The organism is Aeromonas sp. INTO2 (assembly GCF_049860605.1).
GTDB classification, from domain to species: Bacteria; Pseudomonadota; Gammaproteobacteria; order Enterobacterales; family Aeromonadaceae; genus Aeromonas; species Aeromonas caviae.
Map to the genome: position 1 here is coordinate 4,782,937 of NZ_CP187588.1, position 12,896 is coordinate 4,795,832.

Annotated in this window: 9 protein-coding genes and 7 tRNA genes; 9 read left to right on the top strand and 7 right to left on the bottom strand. The window is 60.9% G+C overall.

Annotated features, from left to right (window positions below):
* Window positions 1–175 precede the first annotated feature (175 nt).
* From ACPW74_RS22770 to ACPW74_RS22795, 6 genes are all read left to right on the top strand, one after another.
* Window positions 176–268: transfer RNA gene (locus ACPW74_RS22770), tRNA-Ser, on the top strand.
* A 4-nt stretch (window positions 269–272) separates the two neighbouring features.
* A tRNA-Arg gene (locus ACPW74_RS22775) sits at window positions 273–349 on the top strand.
* A 94-nt stretch (window positions 350–443) separates the two neighbouring features.
* A tRNA-Arg gene (locus ACPW74_RS22780) sits at window positions 444–520 on the top strand.
* Between the two features lie 25 nt (window positions 521–545).
* Window positions 546–622: transfer RNA gene (locus ACPW74_RS22785), tRNA-Arg, on the top strand.
* Window positions 623–649: 27 nt separating this feature from the next.
* Window positions 650–726 (top strand) — tRNA-Arg (locus ACPW74_RS22790).
* A 27-nt stretch (window positions 727–753) separates the two neighbouring features.
* Window positions 754–830 (top strand) — tRNA-Arg (locus tag ACPW74_RS22795).
* Between the two features lie 327 nt (window positions 831–1,157).
* Here ACPW74_RS22795 and pbpG read toward each other — a convergent pair.
* From pbpG to pepA, 6 genes are all read right to left on the bottom strand, one after another.
* Window positions 1,158–1,943 (bottom strand): D-alanyl-D-alanine endopeptidase, encoded by a 786-nt coding sequence (pbpG, locus tag ACPW74_RS22800; RefSeq protein WP_372587724.1) that lies wholly within the window; start codon window positions 1,941–1,943, stop codon window positions 1,158–1,160.
* A 178-nt stretch (window positions 1,944–2,121) separates the two neighbouring features.
* A complete protein-coding gene (locus ACPW74_RS22805) occupies window positions 2,122–2,787 on the bottom strand; it encodes a DedA family protein (RefSeq protein WP_103858829.1) in 666 nt (221 codons plus the stop codon).
* A gap of 18 nt (window positions 2,788–2,805) precedes the next feature.
* Complete coding sequence (locus ACPW74_RS22810) at window positions 2,806–4,098, bottom strand: hemolysin family protein (protein ID WP_103858828.1); 1,293 nt, start codon at window positions 4,096–4,098, stop codon at window positions 2,806–2,808.
* 207 nt (window positions 4,099–4,305) lie between these two features.
* Window positions 4,306–7,158 carry a valine--tRNA ligase gene (locus tag ACPW74_RS22815; protein ID WP_425858484.1) on the bottom strand — a complete coding sequence of 951 codons (2,853 nt, stop codon included), beginning with the start codon at window positions 7,156–7,158 and terminating at the stop codon, window positions 4,306–4,308.
* Between the two features lie 65 nt (window positions 7,159–7,223).
* Window positions 7,224–7,679, bottom strand: coding sequence for a DNA polymerase III subunit chi (locus ACPW74_RS22820; protein WP_010672959.1), 456 nt, complete (start codon window positions 7,677–7,679; stop codon window positions 7,224–7,226).
* Window positions 7,680–7,848: 169 nt separating this feature from the next.
* Entirely contained in the window at window positions 7,849–9,360 is a 1,512-nt protein-coding gene (gene pepA, locus ACPW74_RS22825; protein ID WP_010672960.1) for a leucyl aminopeptidase, read from the bottom strand.
* 172 nt (window positions 9,361–9,532) lie between these two features.
* Here pepA and lptF point away from each other — a divergent pair, with 172 nt between their 5' ends.
* Window positions 9,533–10,645, top strand: a complete 1,113-nt coding sequence (lptF, locus tag ACPW74_RS22830; RefSeq protein WP_029313726.1) for an LPS export ABC transporter permease LptF — start codon at window positions 9,533–9,535, stop codon at window positions 10,643–10,645.
* A gap of 25 nt (window positions 10,646–10,670) precedes the next feature.
* On the top strand, window positions 10,671–11,741 hold the full coding sequence (gene lptG, locus ACPW74_RS22835; protein WP_408805603.1) for an LPS export ABC transporter permease LptG: 1,071 nt from the start codon (window positions 10,671–10,673) through the stop codon (window positions 11,739–11,741).
* 142 nt (window positions 11,742–11,883) lie between these two features.
* Here the strand turns inward: lptG and ACPW74_RS22840 are convergent, their stop codons facing one another.
* A complete protein-coding gene (locus tag ACPW74_RS22840) occupies window positions 11,884–12,396 on the bottom strand; it encodes an RDD family protein (RefSeq protein ID WP_161470421.1) in 513 nt (170 codons plus the stop codon).
* Between the two features lie 143 nt (window positions 12,397–12,539).
* Here ACPW74_RS22840 and ACPW74_RS22845 point away from each other — a divergent pair.
* Window positions 12,540–12,624: transfer RNA gene (locus ACPW74_RS22845), tRNA-Leu, on the top strand.
* The last annotated feature ends 272 nt before the right edge of the window (window positions 12,625–12,896 follow it).

Here is a 12,896-nt window from a genome sequence, read left to right on the forward strand (position 1 = left end):
TCGCCTTTTGTTTTTCAGGGGCCTGCAAATCGGCCTGCAGAGCGCGAAACTACTGGGTAAGTGTCGATATTGCTTGAATATTCCACTCTTTGGCCAAATGCTGAGCGAACGCTCTGTTTTCTCCAAAAAAGTGTTTGACTAAAAATCCCTGTGAAGTATTATCAGCCCCGCAAACGGAGAGGTGGCCGAGAGGCTGAAGGCGCTCCCCTGCTAAGGGAGTATGCGGCTTATACCCGCATCGGGGGTTCGAATCCCCCCTTCTCCGCCATTTTGCGCCCGTAGCTCAGCTGGATAGAGTACCTGGCTACGAACCAGGTGGTCAGAGGTTCGAATCCTCTCGGGCGCACCATATTTGACTCTTGGATTCATGTGTTGACCATCAGTAAGTCGGCACTAAAGAAGGCTTACTGTTGAGTAAGCTTTTTTTATCGTTTGAAAACAGGGCGCCCGTAGCTCAGCTGGATAGAGTACCTGGCTACGAACCAGGTGGTCAGAGGTTCGAATCCTCTCGGGCGCACCATTTCAAGCAATACAATGATTTATGAGCGCCCGTAGCTCAGCTGGATAGAGTACCTGGCTACGAACCAGGTGGTCAGAGGTTCGAATCCTCTCGGGCGCACCATGTTTCAAGCAGTGCAACAATTTATGAGCGCCCGTAGCTCAGCTGGATAGAGTACCTGGCTACGAACCAGGTGGTCAGAGGTTCGAATCCTCTCGGGCGCACCATATTTCAAGCAGTGCAACAAGTTGTGAGCGCCCGTAGCTCAGCTGGATAGAGTACCTGGCTACGAACCAGGTGGTCAGAGGTTCGAATCCTCTCGGGCGCACCATACAGACAGCCTCGACGTCAGTCGGGGCTGTTTTTTTATGGGCGATTTCCTCCTCCCCATCATGGGGTTGTCTCTCTCGTGTCCTTCTCCCTGACGCCCCCACGGGGGACGGTTCCCCCCGGCTGCACGTGCCCCCGGGTAACCACTCTCGACGTATCTTGTCTGGCAGGCTGCTGACACATCCCGTGGCCGTGCCTGTGGACCTGGGTGCCCTTACCATAACGCACTATGCTGTGCGGGGCTGGCGCCCTCTGGCGGCCTGCTGAGGCGTTTGGCGGGCAATAAAAAAGGATGCCGCGGCATCCTTTCATGTCTTCGTTGAGAGAATCAGCTTTTCAGCCACTTGCGGATGCGGTTGGCATCCCCGACAGGGGTGCGTTTGCCCACCGAGTTGAGCAGTACGATGGCGAGCTCCTGACGATCCGGTTTGGCACGCATCAGCAGGCAGCGGCCCGCTTCGTCGGTATAGCCTGTCTTGGAGAGGCGTACATCCCAGTCCGGGTTCTTCACCAGCGGGTTGGTATTGTTGAACATCAGGCTGTAGGCCGGCTTGCGAAAGCGCATCTCCCTGCTGGTGTCCTGGGTGAATTCACGGATCAGCGGCTGTCGATAGGCCGCAGAGAGAAGCTTGGCCAGATCCTGGGCGGTGGAGACGTTGCGGGTGGAGAGACCGGTGGAGTCATAGTAGCGGGTGTTGCGCATGCCGAGCTGTCTGGCCTTGTTGTTCATGGCGCGGATGAAGGCCTGGCGACCCCCCGGGTAGTGGCGGGCAAGCGCCGAGGCCATGCGGTTCTCGGAGGACATCAGCGCCAGATGCAGGGCGTCGCGGCGGCTGACCTGGGTGCCCATGCGCACCCGTGAATAGGTGTGCTTGATGTTGTCTCTGTCGTTCTGATCGATGGTCAGGGTCTGATTGAGGTTCTGGCGGGCATCCAGCACCACCAGCGCCGTCATCAGCTTGGTGAGGGAGGCGATGGGGCGCACCCGGGTGGGGTTTTTCTGATACAGGGTCTTGCCGGTGTTGACGTCCATCACCAGGGCACTGCCCGATTTGAGCTGCAGCTTGGCCGGGTCGGGGGTCGCCAGGGCTGTCTGCGAACCCAGCAGTCCCATCAATCCACCTACCAGCGCGATTGCGCGAATCCAACACCCCATACAACCAACTCCATCCACAGCGAAAAAAGGCGCTAGATTCACTCATTTTTGTCCCTGCTTTACAAGAGCGAGCTGGGGGAATTCGCCACTATTTTCCATAAAAAAGGGCCGCCTGTGGGCGACCCTATGGTTTGTCTCACTCTCTGGAGATGCGGGGCTTGCGTCTGCTCCACCAGCGCCAGACCAGAGCGATGAGGCCGCCCACCAGCAGCACGACCGGCAGGTAGATAATGACGCTGAGAAATTGGGACTCATACTGCGCGGCCAGCTTGGTGTGGCTCAGGTAGTAACCCAGCCCGACCAGGGGGCAGATCCACATGATGGAGCTGATCAGGTTGACCACCAGGAAGCGCCCCTGGGGGATCTCGTTGGCGCCGACGATATAGGGGTAGGCGGTACGCACGAAGGCGATGTAGCGGGCGGTGATCAGGGTGATGATGCCGTACTTGTTGAGCAGGTAGTGTACCTTCTCCTTGTGCTTGTCATCGAGGTGGGACATCAGCCTGTGATACATCCGGGTGTGGCCGAGGAAACGCCCCTGCATGTAGCCAAGCCAGGTACCGACGAAGGTCGCCATGATCAGCAGCGGGACCACCGCCATCGGCAACACCCCCTGATAGATCAGCACGCCGGTCAGGATCAGCAGGGTATCCCCTGGCAGGAAGGCGGTGGGGATAAAACCATTCTCGAGCACCAGGAAGGTCAGCAGGACGACATAGACCATGAAGACCATCTTGGGATCAGAGAGTGTCGCCAGATCCTGATGCATAAAGGCGTGAGCCAGGTGGTAAAACTGCTCCATACATGCAAACTCCGCAGGTTAGCTGGGTTGGTCGGTCAAGGGCATGGCAAGTACCTTGTCGATGCGCAGGCCGTCCATATCCACGATTTCCAGTTGCCACTGTTCCAGGGTGACCAGGTCTCCGGTCTGGGGAAGGCGGCCAAGGAGCAGCATGATAAGCCCTCCAAGGGTGTGATAGTGATGTTTTTCTTCTTCCGGCAGACGAACCAGCTCCAGACAGTCCTTCAATTCTGGCAGCGGAATGAGGCCGTCGAGCAGCCAGCTGCCGTCGGCACGCTGGAAGGCCCAGTTGTCCTCCCCATCTTCCTGCTGGAAGTCGCCGGCTAGGGTTTCCAGCAGATCCTGCTGGGTGACCAGCCCCTGCAGCTCGCCATATTCGTCCACCACCAGCACCATGTGCTCGGAGTGGGTACGGAAGTGGTTGAGCAGCTCCAGGCCATTGAGGGTCTCCGGCAGCAGGCTGCCGTCCTGGGTCAGCGCCGCCAGATCGATGGGCTCTCCCTTGATGTAGGCGTGCAGCACCTTGCTGACGTTGAGGATGCCGACGAGATCCGACAGGCTGCCGTCACAGACAGGGAAGAAGCTGTGGCGATACTCCACCAGACGTTGGAGGTTCACTTCCAGCGGCAGTGACAGGTCCAGATAGCGGATGTCGCTGCGCGGCACCATCAGGGAGGCCAGGCTGCGTTCGTCGAGGCGGAACACGTTGCGCAACATAGTGTGCTCATGGTCCTCGATCACCCCCGCTTCGGAGCCCTCCACCAGCATGGCGTGGATCTCCTCCTGAGTGACGTTGTTGCTGCTGCGCTGATCGACCCGCAGCAGCCGCAGGCTGGCGTTGGTGGAGGCGGAGAGCAACCAGACGAAGGGACGGGTCAGGGTCGCCAGCCAGAGCATGGGGCGGGCTACCAGACAGGCGATGCGCTCGGCGCTGAGCTGTCCGAGGCGTTTGGGCACGAGCTCCCCTACCACGATAGAGAGATAGGTGACCAGCACGACCACGATGACGGTGGCGAGCAGGCTGCTGCTCTTGGGGGAGAGCCCCCACTCCTGCAGCCAGAGGGCGAAGGGCTGGGCCAGCAGGGACTCGCCATAGATACCGTTGAGCAGACCGATGCTGGTGATGCCGATCTGCACGGCGGAGAGGAAATGGGTCGGATCTTCCCCGAGCTTGAGGGCGATGGTGGCGGAGCGGCTCCCTTCGCTCGCCATTTTGGCGAGACGTGCCTTGCGTGCCGTCACGATGGCGATTTCCGACATGGCGAAGACGCCATTGAGCAAAATCAATCCAAACAGGATCAATATTTCCATACTGCAGCAGCACTCCCGATAGAAAAGACCGCTGGCAGTGTAATGAATTTGCGGGCTCTGCGCTTGTGAAAGGAGGTGATTTGGCTCGTGAATTTTTGAATATCGCCCCGGCGGGAGGGATAAAACCGCGGGGCAGGAAAGGGGGCACTGAGCCCCTGACATGAAAAAGCCCCCGATAAACGGGGGCTTGTCATGTTGCGCTGTGGCTTAGAGCGCGGCGATCTCGGCCTGCTGGGCTTCCAGCTTGGTCAACTGGAGGCGGTAATCTTCCAGCTTCTCGCGCTCCTTGATGATGACCGCTTCCGGCGCCTTGGCGACGAAGGCTTCGTTGCCGAGCTTGCCTTCGATGCGGCCGCACTCGCCCACCAGACGGGCCACCTCTTTGGCCAGACGGGCCAGCTCGGCTTCCTTGTCGATGAGACCGGCCATGGGGATCATCAGCTCGGTGGCACCGATCAATTTCTTGACCGACAGCGGGGCGGTTTCACCTGCGCCAAGCACGCGAATGGATTCCAGACGGGCCAGCGACTTGAGGAAGGCCTCGTTGTCAGCGGCGCGCTGGGCATCCTTGGCATCGCACTGGAGCAGCACGTTGAGGGGCACGCTCGGGGCCACGTTCATCTCGGCGCGGATGTTGCGGATGCTGACGATGAACTCCTTCACCCACTCCTGATCCGCCATCGCGGCGTCGTCCACCTTGGCGGCGTCGAATTCCGGGAAAGCCTGAATCATGATGGTGTCGGCGTGTACGCCGGCCAGCGGGGCGACCGATTTCCAGATGGTCTCGGTGATGAACGGGATGATCGGGTGAGCCAGGCGCAGCAGGGTTTCCAGCACGGTCACCAGGGTGTGGCGGGCAGCGCGCTGCTCGGCCTCGGAACCCTTGGTCAGCACCGGCTTGGTCAGCTCCAGATACCAGTCACAGAATTGGTTCCAGATAAATTCGTACAAGACGCCTGCCGCGATGTCGAAGCGGTAGGTATCGAGGGCGGTACGGAAGTCACGGATGGCCACTTGCAGCTGGGACTGGATCCAGCGATCCGCCAGGCTGAACTGCATCTCGCCACCGGCAAAGCCGCAATCCTGATCTTCGGTGTTCATCAGCACATAGCGGGAGGCGTTCCACAGCTTGTTGCAGAAGTTGTTGTAGCCATCCAGGCGCTTCATGTCCCAGTTGATGTCACGACCGGTGGAGGCGAGCGCCGCCAGGGTGAAGCGCATGGCGTCGGTGCCGTGGGCCTCGATCCCTTCCGGGAACTGCTTGGCGGTGCGCTTGGCGATCTTCTCGGCCATCTGCGGCCGCATCATGTTGCCGGTGCGCTTCTCCAGCAGGTCTTCCAGGGAGATGCCGTCGATCATGTCGAGGGGGTCCAGCACGTTGCCCTTGGACTTGGACATCTTCTGGCCTTCTTCGTCACGGATGAGGCCGGTGATGTAGACGGTCTTGAACGGGACTTGCGGCTGGCCGTTCTCGTCCTTGATGAAGTGCATGGTCATCATGATCATCCGGGCAATCCAGAAGAAGATGATGTCGAAGCCGCTCATCAGTACGTCGGTCGGGTGGAAGGTCTTGAGCGCCTCGGTGTTGTTCGGCCAGCCCAGGGTGGAGAAGGTCCACAGGGCGGAGCTGAACCAGGTGTCGAGCACGTCTTCGTCCTGACGCAGCAGGGTCACGGACGGGATGCTGTGCTTGGCGCGCACTTCCTCTTCGTTGCGGCCCACGTAGACGTTGCCGGCATCGTCATACCAGGCCGGGATGCGGTGACCCCACCACAGCTGACGGGAGACGCACCAGTCCTGAATGTCCCGCATCCAGGAGAAGTACATGTTTTCGTACTGCTTCGGTACGAACTGGATGCGGCCATCTTCCACCGCCTCGATGGCGGTCTTGGCCATGGGGGCCACGCGCACGTACCACTGGTCGGTCAGCATGGGCTCGATGGGCACGCCGCCGCGATCGCCGTAAGGCTGTTGCAGCACGTGATCCTTGATCTCGGCCAGGAGGCCCAGCTCGTCCAGCTTGGCGACGATGGCCTTGCGGGCGGCGAAGCGCTCCATCCCGGCGAACTCGGTCGGCAGGGCGGCGTCATAGGCGGTGCTCGGGTTGCCATTGGTATCGACCACTTCGGCCTCGGCACGCACGTGGGCGTCCAGGGTGAAGATGTTGATCATCGGCAGGTTGTGGCGCTTGCCCACTTCGTTGTCGTTGAAGTCGTGGGCCGGGGTGATTTTCACGCAGCCGGTGCCCTTCTCCATGTCGGCGTGTTCGTCGGCAACGATGGGTATCAGACGGTTCACCAGCGGCAGCAGGATGTGCTGGCCGATCAGCGCCTTGTAGCGGGGGTCTTCCGGGTTCACGGCCACGGCGGTATCACCCAGCATGGTTTCCGGACGGGTGGTGGCGACGATCAGGTGATCCTGGCCTTCGGCGGTCTTGGCGCCGTTGGCCAGCGGGTAGCGAAGGTGCCACATGTGGCCCTTGATCTCGCGGTTTTCCACTTCCAGGTCGGAGATGGCGGTGTTGAGCTTGGGATCCCAGTTCACCAGACGCTTGCCGCGGTACATCAGGCCGTCTTCGTACAGGCGCACGAACACTTCCTGGACGGCGGCGGAGAGGCCCTCATCCATGGTGAAGCGCTCGCGCTCCCAATCCACGGAGTCACCCAGACGGCGCATTTGACGGGTGATGGTGCCACCGGACTCTTCCTTCCACTGCCAGATCTTGTCGATGAAGGCTTCCCGGCCGTAATCGTGGCGGGTCTTGCCCTCTTCTGCGGCGATCTTGCGCTCAACCACCATCTGGGTGGCGATACCGGCGTGGTCGGTACCCGCCTGCCACAGGGTGTTCTTGCCCTGCATGCGGTTGTAGCGGATCAGGGTGTCCATCAGGGTCTGCTGGAAGGCGTGACCCATGTGCAGGCTGCCGGTGACGTTCGGCGGCGGGATCATGATGCAGAAGGAGTCTTTGCTGGTGTCGCCGTGGGGCTTGAAGTAGCCCTGGGCTTCCCAGTGCTGGTAGAGCGCCTGTTCGATGGCGTTGTGATTAAAAGTCTTTTCCATGGTCTCGCCGTATTCTGGATGGATGGATTCTGGTGTTGATTCGTCGTGGATCGAGGGTGGCACAGTCAGGGCTGCGCCGGATCCGGTGCGGCAAGGACGGGCTGATCCCTCATCTCGAGGGTATGGCCCGCCTGGCGATAGTGCTTGTAGCGCTCGCGGGCTTGCTGCTTTTGCGTTTCGTCAGTGGGGACAAAATCTACCACTTGAGCGAAGTGTCCTGCAAACAAAGGTGTCTGCCGGGCCAGGTTGATGAGGCAGGCATAGCGCCGCCGTGGCGGCTGATGGCCTATCTCCACCGGAGCCTGACCGCTCTCCCCCTGCAACTGGTGCGGCACGAAGCGATCGGGCGGCAACTGCCACAACAGCTCGTCCAGACGCAGGGCCTGGGCCTCGTCCTCGCACAGCAGATAGAGGTGGCCTGCGCTCCAGCCATCGGCCGCAAGCTGGCAGGCGAGGCGCTCGACGGCGGAGGCATCCGCATCATCGGGCTGGCTCATCAGGTAAAAGGTCACTTGGCTCATCAGGTCGGTCCCGTTTGGCTGTGACGGACAGCGATTGGCCGTCTTCGGGAGCCGCGTCTGGCACGGACTTCCCGGATTCTCTCAATGAAACAAGGAAGAGGCAGGCCTCTTCCTTGTGATACAGGGTAACGCCTTCTCGCATCGCTCTTCGAGTCGATGGGGAAGGGGATCACTCCTTGTCTTCGACGTCCGCCACGCCGGCCCGGTTGAGCAGGAACTGGGTCAGCAGGGGCACAGGACGGCCGGTGGAGCCCTTCTCCTTGCCGCTCTTCCAGGCGGTTCCTGCGATATCCAGGTGGGCCCAGTTGTACTTCTTGGTGAAGCGCGACAGGAAGGCGGCGGCGGTGATGGTACCGGCCGGACGGCCACCGATGTTGGCCATGTCCGCGAACGGGCTTTCCAGCTGCTCCTGATACTCGTCGAACAGGGGCAGGCGCCAGGCGCGATCGCCGGCCTGTTCGGAGGCGTTGAGCAGCTCGTGGGCCAGGGGGTTGTGGTTCGCCAAGAGGCCAGAGGTATGGTGGCCCAGGGCGATGATGCAGGCACCGGTCAGGGTCGCCACATCGATCACGGTCTCGGGATCGTAGCGGTCCACATAGGTGAGGGCATCGCACAGCACCAGGCGGCCTTCGGCGTCGGTGTTGAGTACCTCGACGGTCTGGCCGGACATGGTAGTGAGGATGTCACCGGGGCGGTAGGCGTTGCCCCCCGGCATGTTCTCGCAGCCCGCCAGCACGCCGATGACGTTGATGGGCAGCTGCAACTGGGCCAGGGCGTGCATGGTGCCGAGCACGGAGGCGGCGCCACCCATGTCGTACTTCATCTCGTCCATGCCGTCTGCCGGCTTGATGGAGATGCCGCCGGAGTCGAAGGTCAGCCCCTTGCCCACCAGCACGATGGGCTTGGCGTCGGCGTTGCCCTTGTACTCGATGATGGCCATCATGGCTTCGTTCTCGGAGCCGCGGGCCACTGCCAGGTAGGAGTTCATACCGAGCTCGGCCATCTCCTGCTCCCCCACCACCCTGGTGGTGATGTTGTCATAGGCATCCGCCAGACGGCGGGCCTGGGAGGCGAGGTAGGCGGGATTGCAGACGTTGGGCGGCATGTTCGCCACGTCGCGGCAGATGCGCACCCCTTTCGCCACGGCCAGGCCGTGGTTGATGGCGCGCTCGCCTATGGTCAGTTCCCGACGCGTCGGCACGTTGAAGACCAGCTTGCGCAACGGACGGCGCGGTTCGGCCTTGTTGGTCTTGAACTGATCGAAGCTGTAGAGGCCCGCCTTGGTGGTTTCCACCGCCTGACGCACCTTCCAGTAGGTATCTCGACCCTTGACGTGCAGCTCGGTCAGGAAGCAGACCGCTTCCATGGAGCCGGTCTCGTTCAGGGTGGTGATGGTCTTGTTGATGATCTGCTTGTACTGGCGCTCGTCGAGTTCGCGCTCCTTGCCGCACCCGACCAGCAGTACGCGCTCGCTGAGCACGCCCGGTACTTGATGCAGCAGCAGCATCTGGCCCGGTTTCCCTTCCAGGTCGCCACGGCGCAGCAGCGAGCTGAGGTAGCCGTCGCTGATCTTGTCCAGCTGTTCGGCAACCGGAGAGAGGCGGCGGGGCTCAAAAACGCCGACCACGACGCAGGCACTGCGTTGCTTCTCAGGACTGCCACTCTTTACACTGAACTCCATGGAATCTCCTACATCCTAAAGACAAAAGGCACCATTTATTGAATAATGCGGTGCTTGTTGGGGTATCAGAGGCGGAGCGAACAGTCACAGGCTCCGCAGTTCAAACTGGTAAAAATCCAATATAGGGCCCTATTTTTCAGGCATTCGACTAAAAACACAAGTTTACTTGGGAATGACTGTGATCGTTTTCCGATATTTGTTCAGGGAGACCCTGAAAACCCAGCTGGCGGTGCTGTTCGTGCTGCTGCTTATCTTCGTCAGCCAGCAATTTATCCAGATCATTGGCGATGCCGCCGATGGTGAGGTGCCGACGCGCCTGGTATCCACCCTCCTGCTGCTCAACCTGCCGAATATGGCGTTGTTGATGCTGCCTATCAGTCTGTTTTTAGCCATTCTGTTTGCTCACGGCCGTTTGTACGCGGAAAGCGAGATGACGGTGATGCATGCGGTGGGTTTCAGTCACCGTTTCATCATGGGCAGCGCCCTGGTGCTGGCCCTGCTGACAGCCGCCGTCGCGGCGTTCAACACCGGCTGGGTCGCCCCCCAGGCCAAGGAGCGGGAGTACCAGGTGATCGACGAGTTCAAGGCCGATCCCGGTATCTCTTTCCTGCAGGCCGGCCGCTTCATGGAGCTCGACAAGGGGCGCCTGGTGGCTTACATCCAGGATCTGAACGACAAGGGGTCGGAGTTGCAGAAAATCTTCGTGCTGCAACGGGCCGAGGGGGGCTCACCCCCGTCAGTGGTGGTGGCCAACGAGGGGCAGGTGACCGCCGACAGCAACGGCTTGCAGTGGCTGACCCTGAAGGATGGCTCGCGCTACGAGGGGCATTTCACCGGCAAGCAGTTCCAGGTCTCGGAGTTCCGTGAATACAGCCTGGTGATCCGCCAGCAGGAGATGGAGCGATCCAACCGCAAGGCGGCGGCCAAGCCGACCCTGGCATTGCTCGGCACCCAGGACAATCAGCTGATGGCCGAATTGCAGTGGCGCCTGTCGCTGCCCCTCTCCATCCTGGTGCTCACCTTCCTGGTGGTGCCGATGGCGCGGGTCAATCCCCGTCAGGGGCGTTACGCCAAGCTGCTGCCGGCCATCCTGCTCTATCTCTCCTATTTCCTGCTGCTCAGCGCCGCCCGGTCGGCCATCGACAGCGGGCGTCTGCCCCACTGGCCCGGGATGTTCCTGGTGCCCCTGGTCTATCTGCTTCTGATAGGGTTGCCTCTCAACCTGCAGGGCACCAGCTGGTGGAACGGGGTCAAAGGGCAATTGTTCAAGAGAAAGTCAGCATGATGCTGCAACCTGGGAGTCTCTGCTGATGTTCGGCATTCTCGATAGATACATAGGCAGGGTCATCTTCATGTCGATCCTGCTGTGCGAGCTGACCCTGGTCGGGCTCGCCGCGCTCATCAAGTACGTGGAGCAGTTGAAGGCGGTCGGGGAAGGCAACTACGACATGCTCAACGCCCTCTACTACGTGCTGCTCTCCATGCCCAAGGAGGCGGTGCTCTTCTTCCCCCTGGCGGCCCTGCTCGGTGGCCTCATCGGCCTGGGCCAGCTCGCGACCAGCTCCGAGCTGGTGGTGATGCAGGCGGCGGGACGCTCCAAGATCAGCATCGTCATGGCGGCGCTCAAGACCGCCATTCCCCTGATGCTGCTGGTGGGGCTGATGGGCGAGTACGTCGCACCGGCCGCCAAGCGGATGGCGGATGACATCAAGGCGGGGGCCATGTCGGAAGGGCGGCTCACGGTCTCGGCCTACGGGGTCTGGGCACGGGATGGCAACAACTTCGTCAACATCAACGGGGTGCGCAACGATGGCGCCCTGACCGGCATCACCCTCTACCGCTTCACTCCGTCCCGCAACCTGATCGACGTGGTGCAGGCGAAGGAGGGGGTGTTCGAGGATCACCACTGGCTGCTGAAACAGGTGCACATCACCCGGTTTGACGATCCCACCCGGATCCAGGACGAACAGCATGCCCAGATAGCCTGGCAATCCGAGCTGACCCCCAAGCAGCTCGGGGTGGTCAGCATCGATCCCGAGAACCTGCCCATCTCGGGGCTGCGGGACTACATCGGTTATCTGGATGCCAACAAGCAGGATGCTGGACGCTACAAGCTGGAGATGTGGCGCAAGCTGCTCTCACCGCTCTCCGTGGTGGCCATGATACTGCTCGCCTCCTCCTTCATCTTCGGCCCGCTGCGTTCGGTGAGCATGGGGGCGCGGATGCTGATGGGGATCATGACCGGCTTCGCGGTCTATGTGAGCGACAGGGTGTTCGGCCCGGTCAGCCTGGTCTATGCGGTCCCGCCCATCCTCGCGGCCATCGCACCCAGCCTGCTGTTTGGCGGCATCTCCTTCTATATCCTGAGCCGCAAGCAGTAGCGGCCTGAAGGAGGCGGGCTGCTGACAAAAGGCGGCCATTGCTCTCGATGCACCGTTTCCGTCAAGGTTCTGGGCTGCAAGCACTCAGTTCTGGTCAACAAAAAGGGCACCTCGGGGTGCCCTTTTGCGTTGCCGCCTGGGATCAGCGATTGAGCTGCTCCAGGTTTTCTGCCTTGCCGAGTACCACCACCTCGCACTCGGCCCAGATGTCCTGGAAGGCGCGGGGGCGGGCGCGATTGAACACACACAGCAGGTTGCCCAGGCCAAAGGCCGAGGTAGCGAGCCGGATCAGGGCCTGGGTGACGCGAATGTTGCTGCCGTCCAGGTTCTGGATGCGCAGGCGCCAGGCCCGCATGCCGATGGTCTGGCCGGCGCGGACCCAGAACCAGGTGTAGAAACCGCAGATGACGAAGGCCAGCCAGGCGCTGTAGAGGGGGCTGGTGAGCAGCCAGGCGGCATCCTTGCCCTCGGGGACGTGCGCCATGCCGGTGGCCAGCAGCAGGTGGGCCACACCCATCCCGATGAAGCCGGCGATGATCAGCAGGGCAATCACCACCAGATAGTCATAGAGCAGGGCGCCGAGACGGCGCAGCAGACCGGCGGACGGATGCCGGGGAGCAGGCTGGAGAGGGGAGGGGGTCTTGCGCTTGGCCATGATGATTATTCCATTAATATGATGCGGGCATTCTATGTAACTGGCCTGGCATCGGCAAGGCGTTGAATAAATGAGCAAACAACGGTGGGCGCAAGAAAAACACCTTGCATGGCCAAGCGCCATTCGTATAATCCCTCGCAGCTGCCCGGGTGGCGAAATCGGTAGACGCAGCGGATTCAAAATCCGCCGTAGCAATACGTGTCGGTTCGAGTCCGACCCCGGGCACCATTAACTAATTCAATGACTTAAGGCCACCCACGCGGGTGGCCTTAAGTTTATCTGGCTCCTGACAAAGGCCATGCGTCCATATCGTGTCCACCAAGGTTTAGGTGATCGGCTCAATGCTGTGTCCACTTCCCTCTATGAAATGGCTGGTGTGACCGGACACACTTCACAGAAAACCTATTTTCCGTGGGGCAGGCCTGCTAGCGCACCAAGGTCGCAGCGCCGTTTCAAAGTTTCAGTTATCAAATCGGCTCTCATTACACCTAACCGATTGA

Coding starts and splice junctions, on each gene's coding strand:
- pbpG (WP_372587724.1), bottom strand. CDS start 1,943: ATGGGACTGCTGGGTTCGCAGACAGCCCTGGCGACCCCCGACCCGGCC.
- ACPW74_RS22805 (WP_103858829.1), bottom strand. CDS start 2,787: ATGGAGCAGTTTTACCACCTGGCTCACGCCTTTATGCATCAGGATCTG.
- ACPW74_RS22810 (WP_103858828.1), bottom strand. CDS start 4,098: ATGGAAATATTGATCCTGTTTGGATTGATTTTGCTCAATGGCGTCTTC.
- ACPW74_RS22815 (WP_425858484.1), bottom strand. CDS start 7,158: ATGGAAAAGACTTTTAATCACAACGCCATCGAACAGGCGCTCTACCAG.
- ACPW74_RS22820 (WP_010672959.1), bottom strand. CDS start 7,679: ATGAGCCAAGTGACCTTTTACCTGATGAGCCAGCCCGATGATGCGGAT.
- pepA (WP_010672960.1), bottom strand. CDS start 9,360: ATGGAGTTCAGTGTAAAGAGTGGCAGTCCTGAGAAGCAACGCAGTGCC.
- lptF (WP_029313726.1), top strand. CDS start 9,533: ATGACTGTGATCGTTTTCCGATATTTGTTCAGGGAGACCCTGAAAACC.
- lptG (WP_408805603.1), top strand. CDS start 10,671: ATGTTCGGCATTCTCGATAGATACATAGGCAGGGTCATCTTCATGTCG.
- ACPW74_RS22840 (WP_161470421.1), bottom strand. CDS start 12,396: ATGGCCAAGCGCAAGACCCCCTCCCCTCTCCAGCCTGCTCCCCGGCAT.